21 protein-coding genes are annotated in these 21,741 nt (G+C 56.8%); 4 read left to right on the forward strand and 17 right to left on the reverse strand.

Features of this window, described 5'->3' with window-relative positions; genetic code table 11:
* Positions 1-26: 26 nt before the first annotated feature.
* The 12 genes from atpD to mnmG form a co-directional block, all read right to left on the reverse strand.
* Positions 27-1,403 carry a F0F1 ATP synthase subunit beta gene (gene atpD / locus AACW30_RS30750; protein WP_017135118.1) on the reverse strand — a complete coding sequence of 459 codons (1,377 nt, stop codon included), beginning with the start codon at positions 1,401-1,403 and terminating at the stop codon, positions 27-29.
* A 27-nt stretch (positions 1,404-1,430) separates the two neighbouring features.
* Positions 1,431-2,291 (reverse strand): F0F1 ATP synthase subunit gamma, encoded by an 861-nt coding sequence (gene atpG, locus AACW30_RS30755; protein WP_003233565.1) that lies wholly within the window; start codon positions 2,289-2,291, stop codon positions 1,431-1,433.
* 50 nt (positions 2,292-2,341) lie between these two features.
* Positions 2,342-3,886: a F0F1 ATP synthase subunit alpha gene (atpA, locus tag AACW30_RS30760; RefSeq protein WP_017135120.1), complete on the reverse strand. Its 1,545-nt coding sequence runs from the start codon at positions 3,884-3,886 to the stop codon at positions 2,342-2,344.
* Positions 3,887-3,907: 21 nt separating this feature from the next.
* The gene (locus AACW30_RS30765) at positions 3,908-4,444 is read right to left on the reverse strand and encodes a F0F1 ATP synthase subunit delta (RefSeq protein ID WP_119741244.1); all 537 of its coding nucleotides are present in this window, start codon (positions 4,442-4,444) and stop codon (positions 3,908-3,910) included.
* Between the two features lie 12 nt (positions 4,445-4,456).
* Complete coding sequence (locus AACW30_RS30770) at positions 4,457-4,927, reverse strand: F0F1 ATP synthase subunit B (RefSeq protein ID WP_200624155.1); 471 nt, start codon at positions 4,925-4,927, stop codon at positions 4,457-4,459.
* 58 nt (positions 4,928-4,985) lie between these two features.
* Positions 4,986-5,243, reverse strand: coding sequence for a F0F1 ATP synthase subunit C (atpE, locus tag AACW30_RS30775; protein ID WP_002555987.1), 258 nt, complete (start codon positions 5,241-5,243; stop codon positions 4,986-4,988).
* Between the two features lie 134 nt (positions 5,244-5,377).
* Positions 5,378-6,247, reverse strand: coding sequence for a F0F1 ATP synthase subunit A (atpB, locus tag AACW30_RS30780; RefSeq protein ID WP_017848936.1), 870 nt, complete (start codon positions 6,245-6,247; stop codon positions 5,378-5,380).
* A gap of 16 nt (positions 6,248-6,263) precedes the next feature.
* The gene (locus AACW30_RS30785) at positions 6,264-6,671 is read right to left on the reverse strand and encodes a F0F1 ATP synthase subunit I (RefSeq protein ID WP_010565865.1); all 408 of its coding nucleotides are present in this window, start codon (positions 6,669-6,671) and stop codon (positions 6,264-6,266) included.
* 148 nt (positions 6,672-6,819) lie between these two features.
* On the reverse strand, positions 6,820-7,692 hold the full coding sequence (locus tag AACW30_RS30790) for a ParB/RepB/Spo0J family partition protein (protein ID WP_094949087.1): 873 nt from the start codon (positions 7,690-7,692) through the stop codon (positions 6,820-6,822).
* A gap of 9 nt (positions 7,693-7,701) precedes the next feature.
* Positions 7,702-8,499 (reverse strand): ParA family protein, encoded by a 798-nt coding sequence (locus tag AACW30_RS30795; RefSeq protein WP_017477894.1) that lies wholly within the window; start codon positions 8,497-8,499, stop codon positions 7,702-7,704.
* Positions 8,500-8,517: 18 nt separating this feature from the next.
* Positions 8,518-9,162 carry a 16S rRNA (guanine(527)-N(7))-methyltransferase RsmG gene (gene rsmG / locus AACW30_RS30800; protein ID WP_145158405.1) on the reverse strand — a complete coding sequence of 215 codons (645 nt, stop codon included), beginning with the start codon at positions 9,160-9,162 and terminating at the stop codon, positions 8,518-8,520.
* The gene (gene mnmG, locus AACW30_RS30805) at positions 9,159-11,051 is read right to left on the reverse strand and encodes a tRNA uridine-5-carboxymethylaminomethyl(34) synthesis enzyme MnmG (protein ID WP_200624156.1); all 1,893 of its coding nucleotides are present in this window, start codon (positions 11,049-11,051) and stop codon (positions 9,159-9,161) included. The genes rsmG and mnmG overlap by 4 nt, the downstream gene beginning before the upstream one ends.
* 553 nt (positions 11,052-11,604) lie before the next feature.
* Between mnmG and AACW30_RS30810 the strand changes: the two genes are divergently transcribed.
* The 3 genes from AACW30_RS30810 (at position 11,605) to AACW30_RS30820 (ending at position 15,580) form a co-directional block, all read left to right on the forward strand.
* Positions 11,605-12,108, forward strand: coding sequence for a sigma-70 family RNA polymerase sigma factor (locus tag AACW30_RS30810; protein ID WP_124418818.1), 504 nt, complete (start codon positions 11,605-11,607; stop codon positions 12,106-12,108).
* Positions 12,108-13,052: a FecR domain-containing protein gene (locus AACW30_RS30815; RefSeq protein WP_200624157.1), complete on the forward strand. Its 945-nt coding sequence runs from the start codon at positions 12,108-12,110 to the stop codon at positions 13,050-13,052. The genes AACW30_RS30810 and AACW30_RS30815 overlap by 1 nt, the downstream gene beginning before the upstream one ends.
* Positions 13,053-13,144: 92 nt before the next feature.
* Positions 13,145-15,580: a TonB-dependent siderophore receptor gene (locus AACW30_RS30820; RefSeq protein WP_200624158.1), complete on the forward strand. Its 2,436-nt coding sequence runs from the start codon at positions 13,145-13,147 to the stop codon at positions 15,578-15,580.
* Between the two features lie 88 nt (positions 15,581-15,668).
* Here the strand turns inward: AACW30_RS30820 and mnmE are convergent, their stop codons facing one another.
* From mnmE to rpmH, 5 genes are all read right to left on the reverse strand, one after another.
* Complete coding sequence (gene mnmE, locus AACW30_RS30825; protein WP_106575971.1) at positions 15,669-17,039, reverse strand: tRNA uridine-5-carboxymethylaminomethyl(34) synthesis GTPase MnmE; 1,371 nt, start codon at positions 17,037-17,039, stop codon at positions 15,669-15,671.
* A gap of 79 nt (positions 17,040-17,118) precedes the next feature.
* Positions 17,119-18,801, reverse strand: a complete 1,683-nt coding sequence (gene yidC, locus AACW30_RS30830; protein WP_106575972.1) for a membrane protein insertase YidC — start codon at positions 18,799-18,801, stop codon at positions 17,119-17,121.
* Positions 18,802-18,803: 2 nt separating this feature from the next.
* The gene (gene yidD / locus AACW30_RS30835; RefSeq protein ID WP_073636650.1) at positions 18,804-19,049 is read right to left on the reverse strand and encodes a membrane protein insertion efficiency factor YidD; all 246 of its coding nucleotides are present in this window, start codon (positions 19,047-19,049) and stop codon (positions 18,804-18,806) included.
* The gene (gene rnpA, locus AACW30_RS30840) at positions 19,042-19,446 is read right to left on the reverse strand and encodes a ribonuclease P protein component (protein WP_197629997.1); all 405 of its coding nucleotides are present in this window, start codon (positions 19,444-19,446) and stop codon (positions 19,042-19,044) included. The genes yidD and rnpA overlap by 8 nt, the downstream gene beginning before the upstream one ends.
* Before the next feature lie 16 nt (positions 19,447-19,462).
* Entirely contained in the window at positions 19,463-19,597 is a 135-nt protein-coding gene (gene rpmH, locus AACW30_RS30845; RefSeq protein WP_003213577.1) for a 50S ribosomal protein L34, read from the reverse strand.
* Positions 19,598-20,182: 585 nt separating this feature from the next.
* Between rpmH and dnaA the strand changes: the two genes are divergently transcribed.
* Complete coding sequence (gene dnaA, locus AACW30_RS30850) at positions 20,183-21,703, forward strand: chromosomal replication initiator protein DnaA (protein WP_119741254.1); 1,521 nt, start codon at positions 20,183-20,185, stop codon at positions 21,701-21,703.
* The last annotated feature ends 38 nt before the right edge of the window (positions 21,704-21,741 follow it).

The following is a 21,741-nucleotide window of genomic DNA, read 5'->3' on the forward strand; positions in this document are numbered from 1 at the left end:
TGAGCGCCCGTTGCCGGGCGCCGGGATTACAGTTTCTTGGCTTTCTCGATCGCTTCTTCGATGCCGCCGACCATGTAGAACGCTTGTTCTGGCAGGTGGTCGTAGTCACCGTTGAGGATGCCTTTGAAGCCAGCAATGGTGTCTTTCAGGGAAACGTATTTACCCGAAGCACCGGTGAAGACTTCAGCCACGAAGAACGGCTGCGACAAGAAGCGTTGGATCTTACGAGCACGGTTTACCAACTGCTTGTCGGCTTCCGACAGCTCGTCCATACCCAGGATCGCAATGATGTCCTTCAGTTCTTTGTAACGCTGCAGCACGTACTGAACGCCGCGAGCGGTGTCGTAGTGCTCCTGGCCGATCACGTTCGGGTCCAGCTGGCGCGAAGTCGAGTCGAGTGGATCGACCGCTGGGTAGATACCCAGGGAAGCGATGTCACGGGACAGAACGACGGTGGCGTCCAAGTGGGCGAAGGTGGTCGCAGGCGATGGGTCAGTCAAGTCATCCGCAGGTACGTATACCGCTTGGATCGAGGTGATCGAACCTTCTTTGGTCGAAGTGATACGTTCTTGCAGAACGCCCATCTCTTCAGCCAGGGTCGGCTGGTAACCTACTGCCGAAGGCATACGGCCCAGCAGTGCGGATACTTCAGTACCGGCCAAGGTGTAACGGTAGATGTTGTCGACGAACAGCAGAACGTCGTTACCTTCGTCACGGAACTTCTCGGCCATGGTCAGGCCAGTCAGTGCTACGCGCAGACGGTTTCCCGGCGGCTCGTTCATCTGACCGTAAACCAGTGCCACTTTGTCCAGAACGTTGGAGTCCTTCATCTCGTGGTAGAAGTCGTTACCCTCACGAGTACGCTCACCCACACCGGCGAACACGGAATAACCGCTGTGCTCGATGGCGATGTTACGGATCAGTTCCATCATGTTTACGGTTTTGCCTACACCGGCACCACCGAACAGACCGACTTTACCGCCTTTGGCGAACGGGCAAACCAGGTCGATAACCTTGATGCCGGTTTCCAGCAGATCGTTGCCGCCAGCTTGCTCGGCGAACGAAGGAGCTGGACGGTGAATGCCCCAGCGCTCTTCGGTGTCGATCGGACCAGCTTCGTCAATCGGGTTGCCCAGTACGTCCATGATCCGGCCCAGGGTCGCTTTACCGACCGGTACGGAGATGGCTGCGCCAGTGTCGACAACGTCCAGACCGCGCTTCAAGCCTTCGGTGGAACCCATCGCAATGGTACGAACTACGCCGTCGCCCAGCTGCTGCTGAACTTCCAGAGTAGTTTCCGCGCCTTGTACTTTCAGCGCGTTGTAGATGCTCGGTACGCTGTCGCGTGGAAATTCCACGTCGATAACGGCGCCGATGATTTGAACGATACGTCCGCTACTCATAGCTGGATCCTCTGAATATTTGAACCGTTAAACCGCGGCAGCGCCGCCGACGATTTCCGAGATCTCTTGGGTGATCGCAGCCTGACGCGCCTTGTTGTAGATCAGCTGCAAATCGCTGATCAGATCACCGGCGTTATCGGTAGCGTTTTTCATCGCGATCATCCGCGCCGCTTGTTCAGCTGCGTTGTTCTCGACCACCGCCTGGTACACCTGCGACTCCACGTAGCGCACCATCAAGCCGTCAAGCAGCTCTTTGGCGTCTGGTTCGTAGAGGTAGTCCCAGTGGTGCTTGAGTTCCTGATCCGGAGTCGCCACCAGTGGAATCAATTGCTCCACGGTTGGCTGCTGGGTCATGGTGTTGATGAACTTGTTGGATACCACGGACAGGCGGTCAATCCGGCCTTCCAGGTACGCATCCAGCATCACCTTCACACTGCCGATCAAATCATTGATCGACGGCTCTTCACCCAGGTGGCTGATAGCTGCAACGACGTTACCGCCGAAGTTACGGAAAAAGGCCGCACCCTTGCTACCAACAACACACAGATCGATCTCGACGCCGTTTTCGCGGTTTACCGCCATGTCCTTGACCAGGGCCTTGAACAGGTTGGTATTCAGACCACCGCACAAACCACGGTCACTGCTCACTACCACATAACCCACACGCTTAACGGCGCGGTCGATCATGAACGGGTGGCGGTATTCCGGGTTGGCGTTGGCCAAATGCCCAATTACCTGGCGGATACGCTCCGCATAAGGACGGCTAGCAGCCATGCGCATTTGTGCCTTGCGCATTTTGCTGACCGCCACTTTTTCCATGGCGCTGGTAATCTTTTGCGTGCTTTTGATGCTCGCAATCTTACTGCGAATCTCTTTTGCGCCTGCCATGTAACACCTATCAGGTTAGCAAGCGGGAGCCTTGCGGCTCCCGCTGCGGCTTACCAGGTTTGGGTGGCCTTGAACTTCTCGATACCGGCTTTCATGCCAGCGTCGATTTCGTCATTGAAGTCACCCTTCACGTTGATCTTGGCCAACAAGTCGGCGTGATCGCGGTTGAAGTAAGCAATCAGCGCTTGTTCAAAGCTGCCGACCTTGGTGATTTCGACGTCAGTCAGGAACCCACGCTCAGCGGCATACAGCGACAACGCCATGTCAGCGATCGACATTGGGGCGTATTGCTTCTGCTTCATCAGCTCGGTAACGCGCTGACCATGCTCAAGTTGCTTACGGGTGGCTTCGTCCAGGTCAGAAGCGAACTGGGCGAATGCCGCCAGTTCACGGTACTGAGCCAGAGCGGTACGGATACCACCGGAGAGCTTCTTGATGATCTTGGTCTGAGCGGCACCACCCACACGGGATACCGAAACACCGGCGTTCACAGCAGGACGGATCCCGGAGTTGAACATGGCCGATTCCAGGAAGATCTGACCGTCAGTGATGGAAATCACGTTGGTCGGAACGAACGCGGAAACGTCGCCAGCCTGGGTTTCGATGATCGGCAGTGCGGTCAGGGAACCGGTTTTGCCGGTCACTGCGCCGTTGGTGAACTTCTCTACGTACTCTTCGGATACGCGGGATGCGCGCTCCAGCAGACGGGAGTGGAGATAGAACACGTCGCCTGGGTAAGCTTCACGGCCTGGTGGACGGCGCAGCAGCAGGGAAATCTGGCGGTAAGCCACTGCTTGCTTGGACAGATCGTCATAAACGATCAGCGCGTCTTCACCGCGGTCGCGGAAGAATTCACCCATGGTGCAACCGGAGTACGGTGCCAGGAATTGCAGCGCAGGAGATTCCGAAGCACTGGCAGCCACGATGATCGTGTTGGCCAGGGCGCCGTTTTCTTCCAGCTTGCGAACCACGTTGGCGATGGTCGATTGCTTCTGACCAATGGCTACGTAGACGCAGAAAATGCCGCTGTCTTTCTGGTTGATGATCGCGTCGATCGCCAGAGCGGTTTTACCGATCTGACGGTCACCGATGATCAGCTCACGCTGGCCACGGCCGACCGGAATCATGGCATCGACAGCCTTGTAGCCAGTCTGTACAGGCTGGTCTACCGACTTACGCCAGATCACGCCTGGAGCAACTTTCTCGACCGCGTCGGTCTCGGTGTTGCCCAGTGGACCTTTACCGTCAACAGGGTTACCCAGTGCGTCGACTACGCGACCCAGCAGTTCCTTACCAACCGGAACTTCCAGGATGCGGCCTGTGCACTTGGCGCTCATGCCTTCAGCCAGACTGGTGTACGCGCCCAATACAACGGCACCTACGGAGTCTTGCTCCAGGTTGAGGGCCATACCGTAGACGCCGCCCGGAAACTCGATCATCTCGCCGTACATTACGTCGGCCAGACCGTGAATCCGCACGATGCCGTCAGATACGCTGACGACAGTGCCTTCGTTACGGGCTTGGGAGGTCACATCGAGCTTGTCGATGCGGCCCTTGATAATTTCACTTATTTCGGAAGGATTGAGTTGCTGCATTGCTCTGCTGCCCCTTCAAACTCAAGATTTCAATGCTTCGGCAAGTTTCGCGATTTTGCCGCGAATCGAGCCATCGATAACCAGGTCGCCGGCACGGATAACAACACCCCCAATCAGGGATGCGTCCTCCGACGCTTGCAGGCGCACTTCCCGATTGAGTCGTGCACTGAGAACCTTGGCGAGTTTGTCTTGCTGTTCTTGGTTCAATGCAAAAGCACTGGTCACTTCAACGTCTACCGACTTCTCTGCGTCGGCCTTGTACAGGTCGAACAGAGCGGCGATCTCCGGCAATAGCGAGAGACGGTCGTTTTCGGCAACGACGTGGATGAAGTTCTGCACTTTCACATCAAACTTGTCGCCGCACACTTCAATAAAAGTGGCGGCCTTGTCTGCGCTCGTCAGGCGCGGGGCCTTGAGCACGCGCTGCATGGTGTCGTCTTGCGACACTGCTGCAGCCAGGCCGAGCATGGCTGACCAAGAGGCCAGCTGCTGGTGGGCCTGGGCGTGCTCGAAGGCTGCCTTAGCGTAAGGTCGGGCCAACGTGGTCAGTTCTGCCATGATCGCCCTCGCTTAAATTTCAGCAGCCAGTTTGTTAACCAGCTCCGCGTGCGCGTTTTGATCGATTGTGGCACCGAGGATCTTCTCAGCACCGTCGACCGCCAGAGCACCCAGTTGGGCACGCAGCGCGTCTTTGACGCCGTTCAGTTCCTGTTCGATCTCGGCATGAGCCGAAGCCTTCACACGGTCAGCTTCGACGCGGGCTTTATCAACAGCCTCTTCGACGATCTGGTTACCGCGTTTCTTGGCTTGCTCAATGATTTCAGCTGCCTGTGCTTTAGCTTCGCGCAGTTGATGACCCGCTTTCTCTTGGGCCAACTCCAGGTCGCGAGCTGCACGGGTGGCAGCGTCCAAGCCGTCTGCGATCTTCTTCTGACGTTCGTGCAAAGCCGCGATGACCGGAGGCCACACGAACTTCATGCAAAACACTACAAAAATGAAGAACGCAACGGATTGGCCAATCAGGGTTGCATTAATGTTCACGCCAACACCTCGCTCATTCGTTGTCCATCACCCCAATCAACTCGAAAAATTCGAGTGATTAGCCAGCGAGTTGACCAACGAAAGGGTTCGCGAAGGTGAAGAACAGAGCGATACCAACGCCGATCATGGTCACGGCGTCGAGCAGGCCGGCGACGATGAACATTTTAACTTGCAGCATTGGAACCATTTCTGGCTGACGCGCTGCGCCTTCCAGGAATTTGCCGCCCAGCAGGCCGAAACCAATGGCAGTACCCAGGGCGCCCAGGCCGATCAACAGTGCAACAGCGATAGCGGTTAGACCAACTACAGTTTCCATCTTTCCTCCCGACTTTTACGTCGTATGGTTTAGGTTTTTTAGATTTTAAAGCGGTAAAACAAATCGTTTCATAGCCCGGTAGGGCCCACCTTCCCGTGTTACCGGGAAGGACATCAGACTAGTCGAGACTGGTCTTAATGGTTCTCTTCGTGCGCCATCGACAAGTAGACGATGGTCAGCATCATGAAGATGAAGGCCTGCAGGGTAATGATCAGGATGTGGAACACAGCCCACGCCCACTGCAGAACTACGCCCAGGCCGCTAAGCCAGAGCAGACCACTGCCGAACATCACAGCGATCAGAATAAACACCAGCTCGCCGGCATACATGTTGCCGAACAGTCGCAGGGCCAGGGAAATCGGCTTGGCGACCAGCGTTACGAACTCCAGCAGGAAGTTCACCGGGATCAGCAGGGCTTGAACAAAGATGTTCTTGCTGCCGAACGGGTGCAGGGTCAGTTCGCCGATGAAGCCGCCGATGCCCTTGACCTTGATGCTGTAGAAAATGATCAACGCAAACACCGACAGGGCCATGCCCAGGGTGGCGTTAGGGTCCGTGGTGGAAACCGCACGGAATGGAATGTGGTGATCGCCGGTGATCAGGATGGCCAGCTGAGGAATCCAGTCGACCGGAATCAGGTCGACGGCGTTCATCAGGAACACCCAGACGAAGATGGTCAGTGCCAGCGGTGCAATCACTGGGCTACGGCCATGGAAGCTGTCTTTCACGCTGCCATCGACGAATTCGACCAATACTTCAACGAAGTTCTGCAAAGCACCCGGCTGACCGGAAGTCGCCTTCTTTGCCGCCATGCGGAAAATCAGGACGAAGATCAGACCCAATGCGACAGACCAACCCAGAGTATCCAGGTGGAATGCCCAGAAGCCCATTTCTTTGGCTTCTGCTGCGGTGTGGGCGAAGCCCCAGCCGCCGTTGGGAAGCTGACCGAAGGTCAGGTTCTGCAAGTGGTGCTGGATATAGCCCGAAGCGGTTGTTTCTGCCATGGTTGCCTCAAACGCCCTAAGGTTTCGAAAGTCTTGTTTTCATTAGCAGGGGAGCGAACCAGCTGACCAGTTGGGTCAACACGAAGACGCCGAATACAGCCAGCGGCGCCAATGGCTTCACACCTGCAAAGGTCAGTGCAAACAGCACTGCCGTCAAAATCAGTTTCCCTGCTTCGCCGGCATAAAAAGACCGGACGATAGCCTGGGCTGCTCGGGCGCCGGAAAACCGAAAGGCCCTGTGAGCAAAATACATATTGGGCAGCAAGGCTATCAGGCCTCCGCAGAGTCCTGAATATCCGGCTACGACTCCATGCCAATACCAAAGCGCCAATGCGGCGATCAGCAAAATGACAAATTGAGCCAATAAAACCGGGAAAACGGCCAAGCGATGGAACGGCAACGTGTTTGGCGTGCGGGTTTCCATCACTCTTGCTCCTCAATGGTCGGCTGCCGAGAATCAATAACTTGGCATAATTTGTGCCGACAAAATGCGCGCAGAGTATAGGGGCGGTTCAGCCCCTATTCAACTGTCGGGTAGTGTTTTCCGATCGCGCGCTACATAAGCAAATGTTTCAGCGGATGTGGGCAAGGACGCCCTGAAGCTCATCGAGTGAGTTATACCCGATGACCAATTGCCCTTTGCCTTTCTTGCCATGCCGGATTTGCACCGCAGAGCCCAGCCGCTCGGCCAGGCGCTGCTCGAGGCGCGCAATATCCGGATCAGGTTTGGCCGTTTCGACCGGTGCAGGTTTACCGCTGAGCCACTGGCGAACCAACGCCTCAGTCTGACGAACGGTGAGGCCGCGTGCGACAACGTGTCGCGCCCCTTCAACCTGTTGATTTTCCGGCAAACCGAGCAAAGCACGGGCGTGACCCATTTCCAGGTCGCCGTGGGACAGCATGGTCTTGATGACTTCCGGCAGCGCAATCAGGCGCAACAAGTTGGACACGGTCACACGGGACTTGCCCACCGCATCCGCGACTTCCTGCTGCGTCAGTTTGAATTCCTGTTGCAAGCGCTGCAGGGCGATCGCTTCCTCAATGGGATTGAGGTCTTCACGCTGGATGTTTTCGATCAACGCCATGGCGATCGCAGTTTCGTCCGGCACATCGCGCACCATCGCCGGGATGGTGTCCTTGCCCGCCTGTTGGCTGGCGCGCCAGCGGCGTTCACCCGCGATGATTTCAAAGCGACCGCCGCCAATCGGGCGCACCACGATCGGCTGCATCACGCCTTGGGCTTTGATCGAATTGGCCAGTTCCTCCAGCGCCTGGGGATCCATGTCCCGGCGCGGCTGGTATTTGCCGCGCTGGATCAGGTCCAGCGGCAGGTGCTGCAGCTCGCGCTCGTCGGCCTGCACCGCTTGTTCTTCAAGCGAAGTGACAGTCGGACCACTCAGCAGTGCATCCAGTCCACGTCCGAGACCTCGTTTCTTGACGGCCATGGGGATTCCTTAAGTTGGCTGGGCTGCAGCGGTGCGTGAGTTGCGGCGTTGACGGCGAACCATCTCGCCGGCCAGTGCCAGGTAGGCAATGGCGCCGCGGGATGACTTGTCGTACGCCAGCGCGGGCATGCCATAGCTTGGCGCTTCGGCCAAACGGATGTTACGTGGGATCACCGTGTCGTAAAGCTGATCGCCAAAGTGCTCTTTGAGCTGCGCCGACACATCATTCATCAGGCTCAGGCGCGGATCGTACATGGTCCGCAACAGGCCTTCGATTTGCAGGTTCGGGTTAAGCAACTCGGCAATACGCTTGATGTTATCCACAAGGTCGCTCAAGCCTTCGAGTGCGAAGTACTCGCACTGCATGGGGATAATCACCCCATCGGCTGCCACCAAGGCGTTCAACGTCAGCATCGACAGCGACGGTGGGCAGTCGATCAAAATGTAATCGTAGTTCTCGCGGATCGGCGCCAGGGCGCTGCGCAGACGGCTTTCTTTCATCTGCATTTCCAGCAGCACCACTTCGGCCGCGGTCAAATCGCGGTTGGCCGGCAGCAGTTGGTAACCACCGTGCTCGGAATAGTGCATAGCCTGGGCCAGGTCACACTCGCCAATCAGCAAGTCGTAGACCGAGTTTTCCAGGCCGTGTTTATCCACACCGCTACCCATGGTGGCGTTGCCCTGTGGATCGAGATCGATCAACAGCACCCGGCGCTTGGTAGCGACCAGGGATGCTGCGAGGTTGATGCAGGTGGTGGTTTTGCCCACGCCACCTTTCTGGTTCGCTATCGCGAATACCTTAGCCATTCTTGCTTGTGTTCCCAATCATGCCGTGCGGCGCAGTATCAGCAGATGGCGTTGGCCTTGGCAACCGGGTACGGCCAAGGCGTGTTCGCTATCGAGGTGGAAGTCTGCCGGCAATGCTAACAGCTCGTCGCTTGGATGAACGCCCTTCATTGCCAGCCAACGGGTGTCGCGGTCGCCTAAGTGGCGGGTCCAGTTGCTGAAGTTCTCCATGCTGCTGAACGCCCGGGAAACAATCCCGTTGAAAGGCTGTTCAGGCACGAAGGCTTCGACGCGACTGTGGATAACATTCAGGTTATCCAGCTTGAGTTCGAGTTTGACCTGGGTAAGGAAGCGGGTTTTCTTGCCGTTGCTGTCCAGGCACGTCACTTGTGACTCTGGAAACAGGATGGCCAGCGGAATGCCAGGCATGCCGCCGCCGCTGCCAACGTCCAACCACCGGCCGTTTTCGATAAACGGCATCACGCTCAGGCTGTCGAGCAGGTGACGCGAGACCATTTCGTCCGGGTCGCGCACCGCTGTGAGGTTGTAAGCCTTGTTCCATTTGATCAACAGGGCCAGATAGCCCAACAGCAAGTCGTGCTGTGCATCGGTCAGGTCCACGCCCAACTGGCGTGCACCTGTGGATAACTCTTCGGCGTGTTGCGAGGTGACCAACGAACTCAAGCGCTTTGCTCCAACTGACGGCCCGCGCCGCGTTTTTTCAAATGAATCATCAACAGCGAAATGGCTGCCGGCGTGACGCCAGGGATACGTGAAGCTTGGCCGAGTGTTTCCGGCCGAGTTGTCCCCAGCTTGCTTTGGATTTCTTTCGACAGCCCGGAAATCCCGGTGTAGTCGATGTCCACAGGCAGCTTGGTGTCTTCACTGGCGCGCAAGCGAGCGATCTCGTCCTGTTGGCGGTCAATGTAACCGGCGTATTTGGTCTTGATTTCAACCTGCTCGGCGACCTGTGGGTCTTCGGCACCGTGACCGGTCACTTCGACCAGGCCAGCGTAGTCGATTTCCGGACGGGACAGCAGGTTCAGCAAGTTGTATTCGTGGGTCAGCGGCGTGCCGAATTTTTCGGCAATCGCGTCGCCTTGCTCGGTGCCGGGGCGAACCCAGGTACTTTTCAGGCGCTGCTCTTCCAGTGTGATGCTTTCGCGTTTTTTGCAGAAGGCGGCCCAGCGTGCGTCGTCGACCAAACCCAGTTCGCGACCTTTTTCGGTCAGGCGCAGGTCGGCGTTGTCTTCGCGCAGGATCAGGCGATATTCGGCCCGGGACGTAAACATCCGGTACGGTTCCTGAGTCCCGAGAGTAATCAGGTCGTCGACCAACACACCGATGTACGCCTCGTCGCGGCGCGGGCACCAGCTGTCTTTGCCTTGTGCACGCAGTGCCGCGTTGGTTCCGGCCAGCAAACCCTGGGCGCCGGCTTCTTCGTAACCGGTGGTGCCGTTGATTTGCCCGGCGAAGAACAGGCCGCCGATCACTTTGGTTTCGAGGCTGTATTTCAGGTCACGCGGGTCGAAGTAGTCGTACTCGATGGCGTAGCCCGGACGCACGATGTGTGCGTTTTCCATGCCGCGAATCGATTGCACGATCTGGATTTGCACGTCGAACGGTAACGACGTGGAAATCCCGTTCGGGTACAGCTCGTGAGTGGTCAAGCCTTCGGGCTCGATAAAGACCTGGTGGCTTTCCTTGTCGGCAAAGCGGTGAATCTTGTCTTCAATCGAAGGGCAATAACGCGGGCCAATGCCTTCGATCACACCTGAATACATCGGCGAACGGTCGAGGTTCGCGGCAATGATTTCGTGGGTGCGGGCGTTGGTGTGGGTAATCCAGCAACTGACCTGTTTTGGGTGCTGTTCCTTGGAGCCCATGAACGACATCACCGGGATTGGTGTATCGCCGGCTTGTTCGGTCATCACCGAGAAATCCACAGAACGCCCGTCGATACGCGGCGGGGTCCCGGTTTTCAAGCGGCCGACACGCAACGGCAATTCACGCAGGCGTTTTGCCAGGGCAATCGACGGCGGATCACCGGCGCGACCGCCCGAATAATTCTGCATGCCAATGTGGATAAGTCCGCCGAGGAAAGTACCGGTGGTCAACACCACGGATTCTGCGAAGAAACGCAGACCCATTTGGGTGACAACACCGCGTACCTGGTCTTGTTCGACGATCAGGTCATCCGCTGCTTGCTGAAATATCCACAAGTTCGGCTGGTTTTCCAGGGTTTCACGTACCGCGGCCTTGTAGAGGATGCGGTCAGCTTGTGCCCGGGTAGCCCGAACGGCTGGGCCTTTGCGGCTGTTGAGCACGCGAAATTGAATGCCACCTTTGTCGGTAGCCATGGCCATCACACCGCCAAGGGCATCGATTTCCTTGACCAGATGGCTTTTGCCGATCCCACCAATGGCGGGGTTGCAACTCATGGCACCGAGGGTTTCCACGTTGTGCGTCAGCAACAGGGTTTTTACGCCCATGCGTGCTGAGGCCAGTGCTGCCTCGGTACCGGCATGACCGCCGCCGATGACGATCACTTCAAAACGGGAAGGGAAATCCACCACGCACCTCGTGCCTGCTTATGTAGGTAATCAGGAATTGATTGTTGAAAGAGTTTTAGAGCTTTGGCGGCAAGTATAGGGACTTAGCCCTTCCTAAAGAACCCTTTGCACAAAATTTAACCAGCTGTGGATGAATCACAGACAATAGAAATTAAAAGAGAGAAATTTATAAGATCTTTGTTTTTATGTTTATTTCTACTGAGCCTACTTTCTGTGGATAGATCTCTACAGGCCTTGATTTACTTTATGTACAGAGATTCAAAAGTCTGTGGTCATGTGGCAATGAGGCCATTGGATAAGTGCTTTAAGCCTGTGGATTAAACAGGTGGTTATCCACAAGGGGGTTTTTACTCAGGTTTCAAGCCCTGTTATCAACTGGGCACAGGGGCGGTTATTCACAGGGCTTAATCCACAGAAACCGCGTGTTTCACCCACGGCGAAGCCACCGCGTTTTTTGAACCCAGTGAGGAATGCTGAAAAAAGAGAGCTATTGTGAGAAACAGACGGCGCAGTTAATAATAGCGATTATCATTAACCTGCCTTAACGCGCCCTATGCCACCTTCACACACGGCTGCAGTCCAGCACATCTATGAGCATCACCATTCGTGGCTGCAGGGATGGCTCAACGGTAAATTGCATAACGCTTGCGATGCGGCCGATGTGGCACACGATACTTTCGTGCGTATTTTGGGCGGGCGCAATGCGGCGCAGATCCTCGAACCCAGGGATTACCTGGCAACCATTGCCAGGGGCTTGGTTATTGATCGTTATCGCCGGCATGCGATTGAACGCGCTTATCAACAGTCGCTGGCCGATCACCCTGAAGCTGTCGCCATCAGTGAAGAAGACAAGGCCATCATCATTGAAACGCTAGTAGCTGTGGATAAAGCTCTGGCTGATCTGGGCGATCGGGCCCGGCGCATTTTCATGCTGTCGCAGATCGAAGGCCTGACTTATCAACAGATCGCCGACCAGTTGCAGGTGTCCCTGACCACTGTGAAGAAACACATGATCCGCGCGCTTACCGAGTGTTCACTGATCATGGCTAGCCTGTAATGGTTGCCCCGGATCGAAAGGTCTTCGAAGCCGCTGCCACTTGGTATGTGCAGTTTCAGTCACAGCCGCCAACGCCTGCTGAACACTGTGCCTGGCAACAATGGCTCAATGACGACCCGGCACACTTGGCCGCGTGGAAACAGATGGAACAGCTGCAACGCAGCCTGGGCACCCTGCCTCAGGATCTTACCCGTCGCGCCTTATCGGCCACGCAGCAACGACGGCAGGTACTCAAGTGGATGCTGGTGCTCGGCGGCACCGGCTACCTGGGCTGGAATGTTCAACACGCGCCTTCCCTGGGCAACGTGTGGGCGGACTACCGCACGCACATCGGCGAACGGCGCCGGATCGAACTGGCCGATGGCACTCAAATAGACCTCAATACCGGCACCGCCATTGATGTGGTGTTTGACGGGCGCCAGCGTTTGATCCGCCTGCGCGAAGGCGAAGTGCTTATCCACACCGGAAAGCAGGGTGGGCAGACGCCCTTTTATGTTGAAACCCGCCAGGGCCGAGTTCAGGCATTGGGAACCTGGTTTACCGTGCGCCAACTGGCGGATTCGACGCGAGTTGGGGTACTGGAAGACCGGGTGAGCGTCTCGCCTGCCGACCAACCTGATCGCACTCGGCTGCTGGCGGCCGGCGAAAGCGTTGACTTCGACCGGGAGAATGTCGGCCCCAACCACGCCTATCGCCGAACCCAAGCGGCTTGGGTCGATGGCCAAGTGATCGTCCTGGATGCGCGACTTGGGGATCTAATCGACGACCTGGCACGCTATCGCTCAGGTGTTCTGCAGTGCGATCCCGCCTCGGCGCACCTGCGAGTTTCTGGCACGTTCCGCCTCGACGCTACCGATGCAGTGCTGGCTAACCTGCAAGCTACGCTGCCGATCCAGGTGAAATATTTCACCCGCTATTGGGTTTCGGTGACGCGCGTTGCTTGAGCGCAAAAAATAATCCACAGGGGGGTTATCTTTTTTTTACCTGGCCCGGCCCTACAGGTAATCACGACGCTACCTTCAGGGCTTATCTACCTATGCGCCTTCCCACCAAACTCCGCCAGCGACTCTGTTACCACGGCATGACCTACGGTTTACTGCTGTCCTCGGCCGCCACCGCCGGTGCCTTTTTGTCCACAGGCGCCCTGGCAGCCAGTGCCACGCATTACACCATTGCCGCGGGGCCCCTCGATGCAGCGTTAAGCCAATTTGCCGCCAAGGCCAACGTGATCCTGTCCTTCTCACCCCAGCAGACTGCGCGCTTGAATACGCCGGGCCTGGAAGGTGACTATTCGGTGGATCAAGGCTTTGCGCTATTGCTGCAAAACTCGGGGTTACAAGCTGTAACGCAGGCGCCCGGAAGCTATGTACTTCAGGCCTCGCAAGATGGGCTGTTGACCCTCGCCCCCACCACCGTTAGCACTTATCAACAGGCCGGTTTCAATCAGGACATTGCCGGTGATGTTGGCTATAAGGCGCAAAACAGCCGCGTCGGTACCAAAACCAGCACGGCACTGTCGGAAACCCCGCGCTCGGTATCGGTGGTCACAGGCCAACGCATCAAGGACCAGAAGTCGCAGACGCTGACGGAGGTGCTGGGGTATGTGCCGGGGATCTTCGCGCCACCGTTTGCGGCCGGTGATAGCCTTGCGGGCGACCTGTTTTTCATTCGTGGTTTCAACGCCACGGATTATGGCTACGGCCTGTTGCGCGATGGCCTACGTGTGCAGGGCAATCGGTATGACACCACCAGTGAACCCTATGGCCTGGAGCGCGTAGAGATTTTCCGCGGCCCTTCTTCACTGCTCTATGGGGAAAACGCGCCCGGCGGGTTGGTCAACCTGGTCAGCAAACACCCCACCGCCACGCCCCAAGGCGAAGTGCAATTGGGTTACGGCTCCAACAATCGGCGCCAGCTGGGTGTGGATATCTCAGGGCCACTCAATGACAGTGACAACGTCCTGGGCCGCGTGGTCATGTTGGGTCGAAAATCCGACACTCAGACCGACCACGTGCCCGATGATCGCCTGTACATCGCGCCATCGCTGACCTTGAACTTTGATGACTACAACACGCTGACGCTGCTGACCAACTATCAGAAGGACCACACCAATCTAGAACTGGGCCTGCCCGCGGCCGGCACTTTACTGACAAACCCTAACGGCAAGCTGTCCAAACACACCATGCTCGGCGACCCGGACTGGAACACGTTCGAACGCGAAGCCTGGAGCGCCGGTTACGAGTTCAGCCACAGTTTCAATGACGATTGGCAGTTCCGACAGAACTCGCGCTACATGCAGTCGCGCATCAACCGTCATGAAACCTGGCCCGGCGCGCTGAACAATCGCGGCTTTGGCACCCAGCTGAACATGACCGCCTACGACCGCTACAACAAGTCGATGGTGTATTCCCTGGATAACCAGCTCGAAGGCAAATTTCAGGTGGGTGACCTGGAAAATACCCTGCTGGTTGGCGCCAGCTACGACCGCACCTCGTTCAATCAGGACTGGGATGCGGGCTTCGCCGGCACCATCAATGTGTATAACCCGGTCTACCTGCGTGACCCGCTCACCCCAATCGCGGTACAGAACACCCTGCTCGAACAGCAGATGAAAGGCGTTTATGCACAGGTCCAAAGCAAATACGACCACTGGTTGTTCCTGCTCGGCGGTCGCCAGGATTGGGTGGACAGTGATTTTCGCGACAAGGTGAACAAAGCCAGCAACACAGGCTCCGACGACAAGAAGTTCACGTATCAGGGTGGAGTGATGTACCAGTTCGACAACGGCCTGACGCCGTATGTCAGCTATTCCACCGCCTTCGTCCCGGTGCAGCAGATTTCCAACGCGGGTTCGCCGCTAAAGCCGATCACCAGCAGCCAGTACGAAGTGGGTGTGAAGTACGAGCCGATTGGCTGGGACACCGCCATGACGCTGTCGGTGTATGACCTGCGCAAGCAGGATGACACCTACCTCGATGCCACCACCAACAGCTATCGCCAAGTGGGCGAAAGCCGCGCCAAAGGTGCGGAGGTGGAAATCAACAGCAACCTTACGCCGAACTTGAACGTCACCGCGGCCTACACCTATACCGATGCAAGGATTACCAAGGATTCCGCGACTTCACTGGTCGAAGGGCGTCAGATGACCGGGGTGCCACGTAACCAGGCGTCGGTGTGGGGCAAGTACCGCTTTCTGGATGGCCAGCTCAAGGGCTTGTCCCTGGGTGGCGGGGTGCGCTACTTCGATAGCACTTTTGCCTACACAGCGCCGACGCTGTACGGGAAATTGGATGCCGGAAGCGTGACGTTGGTGGATGCCGCGATTGGTTATCAGCTCGACAAACACTGGTCGGTGGATCTGAACGCGAAGAATCTGTTCGACAAAGAATATGTATCCGGTTGCAACGATGCAGGCCGCTGCTACTGGGGCGACAGTCGGACACTGCTTGGGACGGTTTCCTATAACTGGTAAAGGCGCACAGTAGCCCTGAAGAACTCAGGCGTTCTTCAGGGCATTGTTGCCGGCAAGCCGGTTCCCATGGGATGTGTGGATAACGGGGCTATTTGCCGATGCAGAAACTGGAAAAAATCCGTCCCAGCAGATCGTCCGAACTGAATGCGCCAGTGATCTCGCCCAGCAGCTGTTGTGCCTGACGTAAATCCTCAGCCAGCAGCTCCCCTGCCCCCGCCAAGGTCAGCTGCGCCCGACCGTGCTCCAGCGCCGCGCTGGCATGGCGCAACGCCTCCAGATGCCTGCGACGTGCACTGAAGCTGCTTTCCGAGGTTTGCTCATAGCCCATGCAGGCTTTGAGGTGGTCGCGCAGCAGCTCCAGGCCATCGCCGGCCGACTTCGCACTCAGGCTGATGGTGACATGGCCATCCTCGCTGGTTTCCATGGCAATAGCTTCGCCGGTCAGGTCGGCCTTGTTGCGAATCAAGGTGACCTTGGCCGGGTCCGGCCGTTGCTCGAGAAATTCCGGCCACAAGGCAAAAGGATCCACAGCCTCTGGCGCGGTGGCATCCACCACCAGCAGCACTCGATCCGCTTCGCCGATGGCCTTGAGTGCGCGCTCTACACCAATCTTTTCGACCTGGTCGTCGGTGTCGCGCAAACCTGCGGTGTCGACCACGTGCAAGGGCATGCCATCAATGTGGATATGTTCGCGCAAGATATCGCGGGTGGTGCCGGCGATCTCGGTAACAATGGCCGCCTCGCGACCTGCCAGGGCATTGAGCAGGCTCGACTTGCCGGCATTCGGCCGTCCAGCGATCACCACGGTCATGCCATCGCGCAGTAGAGCGCCCTGCCCGGCTTCGCGCAGCACTGTGGATAACTCATCGCGGACCTTGTCGAGCATGGCCAGAACGTGCCCATCGGCGAGGAAGTCGATTTCTTCTTCCGGAAAATCAATTGCTGCCTCGACGTAGATACGCAGGCTGATCAACTGCTCGGTCAGGTTATGCACACGCAGCGAAAAGGCGCCCTGCAATGAGCGCAATGCGTTGCGCGCGGCCTGTGCAGAACTCGCCTCGATCAAATCGGCAATGGCTTCAGCCTGGGCCAAATCAAGTTTGTCATTGAGGAAAGCCCGTTCGCTGAACTCCCCCGGACGCGCCAGGCGGCAACCCAATTGCAGGCAGCGCTGCAGCAGCATATCCAGCACGACTGGACCACCGTGCCCCTGCAATTCAAGCACGTCTTCGCCGGTGAACGAGTTGGGGCCGGGAAAATACAGCGCCAGGCCTTCATCCAGTACGGTTGCATCGGCGTCCAGAAAAGGGCCGTAGTGGGCGTAGCGCGGTTTCAACTCGCGGCCGCTGATGGCCTGGGCCGCATAACCGGCGAGCGGCCCGGAAATTCGAACGATACCGACGCCGCCGCGACCTTGAGCGGTAGCGACAGCAGCGATGGTTTCACGAGGAGCGCTCATCAGCAGGTTCCAGAACAAAAGTGACGGAAAGCAAAACGCCCCACTAGGGGGCGTCTTGAGTGGTTATCCACAGAGTAAATTACGCCGCAGCTTTTTTGGTAGCCGCTTCGATTTTACGTGTGATGTACCACTGTTGAGAGATCGACAGGCAGTTGTTGACGACCCAGTACAGCACCAGACCAGCAGGGAACCACAGGAAGAAGAAGGTGAAGATGATTGGCATCATTTTCATCACTTTGGCCTGCATCGGATCCGGCGGAGTCGGGTTCAAGCGCTGCTGGATGAACATGGTCGCGCCCATGATGATCGGCAGGATAAAGAACGGGTCTTTGATCGACAGGTCAGTTATCCACAGCATGAACGGAGCCTGGCGCATTTCCACGCTTTCCAGGAGTACCCAGTAAAGCGACAGGAATACCGGCATCTGCACCAGAATCGGCAAGCAACCACCCAGCGGGTTGATCTTCTCTTTCTTGTACAGCTCCATCATGGCTTGCGACATTTTCTGCCGGTCATCGCCATGTTGCTCTTTCAGAGCGGCCAGTTTCGGGGCCACGGCACGCATACGTGCCATCGACTTGTAGCTGGCGGCCGACAGAGGGAAGAAGATCCCCTTGATCAGCATGGTCAGCAAGATGATCGAGAAACCCCAGTTACCGACGATGCTGTGGATATGTTGCAGCAGCCAGAAAATTGGCTGGGCAATGAACCACAGAATCCCGTAATCCACAGTCAGTTCCAGACCTGGGGACAACTCTTTCAGCACAGCCTGGCTTTTCGGGCCGGCATACAGCGTGGCGCTGGTTTCAGCCTTGGCACCTGGTGCGACGGTCAACGCCGGGCCAGTAAAACCAATGATGTAGTTGCCTTGGCTGTCTTTGCGGGTTTGAACCAGGTTGGCTTCACCCTTGTTCGGGATCCATGCGGTCACAAAGTAGTGTTGCAACCAGGCAACCCAGCCGCCTTGTACAGTTTCTTTCAACGCGCCCTTGTCGATATCTTTCATCGACACTTTTTTGTACGGCTCGCTACTTGTCCACAGGGCAGCGCCCAGGTAAGTCGCGGTGCCGGTGGCAGTGCTGGAAGATGGGTCGGCGCTGTTGTCACGCTTGAGCTGGGCAAACAGGTTGCCGCTCCATGGCTTGGCGCTTTCGTTGTCGATCAGATAAGTGACTTTCAGATCGTACAAACCGCGGGTAAAGCTGAAACGTTTGATGTAGTTGACGCCGTCCTGACTGAATTTCAGGTCAACGTTCAACTGGTTCTGGCCGTCAGCCAGTTGATAAGTCTTCTGTTCGGTCGAATAAACCGGACGACCGGTAGCACGAGCATCCGGACCGTCAGTGCCGGTCAGGCCGCTTTGTGCCAGATAAGTGCGTTCACCACCGTTGTCGAACAGTTGGAACGGCACATCTGGATGGTCTTGGCGACGTGGATACAGCGGCAGTTTCAACTGCGCGATATCACCACCTTGTGGGTCGATAGCCAGGTCGAGCACATCCGTTTTCACGTGGATGAGGTCTTTGTTGGTGACCACTGGCGTTTCTAGAGGGGCGCTTGTCTCGCCATTCGCGCTGGGAACATCGGCACTCGCGGACGCATTGTTACCCAACGGGGTGTCCGGAATAGCCGGCGCAGCCTGATTGGCAGCAACATTCTGAGTCGGCAGGGCAGCCTGGCCGTAGTCCTGGTTCCACTTAAGAACCATGACGTAGGACACGATTGCCAGGGCGACGATCAGGATCGTGCGTTTAATATCCATGATTACTCGGCCATCGAAGAAGAACGGGAGGTAGGGATAGGTGGAACCGGGTCAAAACCACCGGGATTCCACGGATGACAGCGGCCTAAACGACGAAAGGCCAGCCAGCCACCGCGCAGAAGACCATGATTTTCTATGGCCTCTAACGCGTAGCAGGAACAACTGGGGTAGAAACGACAGTGGTCGGCCATCAGAGGACTAATGGCATAACGGTAAAACTGGATCGGAACGAGGGCCAGTTTACGCATTGGTGCTGTCTACCCCTACAGTTTCGGTGCTGACTGCTGGTGCTGGCTTGTTGGTACGCGCCAAACGTTTCCAGAGCTTGCCGAAATGCTGAATCAATTCGGGGTTTTCTACATCCCCCAAGCCTTTGCGCGCGACGATAACAATATCCCAACCAACCAGAGTTTCCTGGTGGAGGCGAAACGATTCGCGCATCAGACGCTTGAGGCGATTGCGCTCAACGGAGAGCTTTACGCTCTTCTTGCCGATCACCAACCCGAGGCGGGGGTGATCCAGATCGTTGTTACGCGCAAGGAGCAGGAGATTTTTCCCCGGAACCTTGCCGGTGGGGGAGTCAAAGACTGCCTTGAAATGCCGGGGGGTTAGCAGACGCTTTTCCCGACTGAAGTCCTGACTCACCACCAGTACCGGATTATCAAACTGCCAGACGCGCACGACCTTTGGCGCGGCGACGCGACAGGACAGCACGGCCGTTCTTGGTGGCCATGCGAGCACGGAAGCCGTGAGTACGGGCGCGTTTGATGGTGCTTGGTTGGAAAGTACGTTTCATGGCGTTGTTACCTGGTTCGTCCACAACGGGCCGGAATGGCCCCCGTTTTAAGAGACCGGCGATTCTAGAGAAAGCAAGCCTCTAGGTCAATTTCCAACCAGCTTTTCCTTTAATTAGATCTCTGCAGGCGATTGGGCCTTTTCGGCTCGCCCGGCTTTCACGAGCAATGCCATAGATATAAAAATAAAGAAGGAAGTTATTTAAAGCTTTTCTGTAAAGCTTATAAAAGCTAGGGAGGCGATCCTCTGTGGATAACTGCTCTGAGCCCATATTCCACCTGATGTACAGAGAATGACAACTAGGGGGAGAAACGGTGCTCTGCCTGTGCTGCGCTGTCGGATAACCTGTGCGTGGAATGGGTTGTTATCCACAGGCCAGTTACCCACAGACTTTCGACCCCACTTGTACAACGAGCTTAGGTGCGCTTATCCACAGAGCTTATGCACAGACCATTGGTCGGCTTTTTTGCGCTTAACGCATTGATTTTGGGTGCCCTGTGAGCAACCTACATGTGGATAAGTGGGCGGCTGGCCGCTACAATGGCGGCTGTTTTTGCCTCACCGGCTTTCAACTTAGGGGATATCCGTGTCAGTGGAACTTTGGCAGCAGTGCGTGGAGCTTTTGCGCGAAGAGCTGCCTGCCCAGCAATTCAACACCTGGATCCGTCCGCTACAGGTCGAAGCCGAAGGCGACGAGTTGCGCGTCTACGCGCCGAATCGTTTTGTTCTCGATTGGGTTAATGAGAAGTACCTGAGCCGCGTTCTCGAATTGCTCGACGAACACGGCAATGGCCTCGCGCCCGTACTCTCCCTATTAATAGGCAGCAAACGTAGCTCTGCCCCGCGTGCCGCGCCGAATGCACCGTTGGCAGCGAGCGCCTCGCAGGCTCAGGCCGCAGCCGCGCCTGTTAATAACTCGCCAGCACCCGTTGCCCAGACGCCTTCGAAATCATCGGCGCAGAAAAACGCGCCTATAAATGAAGAACCGTCCCGCGACAGCTTCGACCCAATGGCCGGCGCCAGCTCGCAGCAAGCACCGGTACGCGCCGAACAGCGCACCGTGCAGGTAGAAGGTGCGCTCAAGCACACCAGCTACCTGAACCGTACGTTCACCTTTGAAAACTTCGTCGAAGGTAAATCCAACCAGTTGGCCCGCGCGGCCGCCTGGCAGGTCGCCGACAACCCCAAGCATGGTTACAACCCGCTCTTCCTTTATGGTGGCGTCGGCTTGGGTAAAACCCACTTGATGCACGCTGTGGGTAATCACCTATTAAAGAAGAACCCGAATGCCAAGGTTGTGTACCTGCACTCGGAGCGTTTCGTCGCTGATATGGTCAAGGCCTTGCAGCTCAACGCAATCAACGAGTTCAAGCGGTTCTACCGCTCGGTTGATGCGTTGCTGATCGATGACATTCAATTTTTCGCCCGCAAGGAACGTTCTCAGGAAGAGTTTTTCCACACCTTCAACGCCTTGCTCGAGGGCGGTCAGCAGGTCATCTTGACCAGCGACCGTTACCCGAAGGAAATCGAAGGCCTGGAAGAACGTTTGAAGTCGCGCTTCGGCTGGGGCCTGACCGTTGCGGTAGAACCGCCAGAGCTGGAAACCCGCGTCGCGATCCTGATGAAAAAGGCAGACCAGGCGAAAGTTGATCTGCCACACGATGCGGCTTTCTTCATTGCTCAACGCATTCGTTCCAACGTGCGTGAGCTCGAAGGCGCGCTCAAGCGGGTCATTGCTCATTCGCACTTTATGGGCCGCGATATCACCATCGAGTTGATCCGCGAATCCCTCAAAGACTTGCTGGCCCTGCAAGATAAGCTGGTGAGTGTGGATAACATCCAGCGCACGGTGGCTGAGTACTACAAAATCAAGATTTCCGACCTGTTGTCCAAGCGCCGTTCGCGCTCGGTGGCACGTCCACGTCAGGTGGCGATGGCGCTCTCCAAAGAGCTGACCAACCACAGCCTGCCGGAAATCGGTGATGTGTTTGGCGGTCGCGACCACACCACGGTCTTGCACGCGTGCCGCAAGATCAACGAACTTAAGGAATCCGACGCGGATATTCGCGAGGACTACAAGAACCTGCTGCGAACACTGACTACGTGATGACACCAGCGCAGCTTATTAAGGCAAGGGACTAGACC

The organism is Pseudomonas sp. MF6747 (genome assembly GCF_963890955.1).
Taxonomy (GTDB): Bacteria; Pseudomonadota; Gammaproteobacteria; order Pseudomonadales; family Pseudomonadaceae; genus Aquipseudomonas.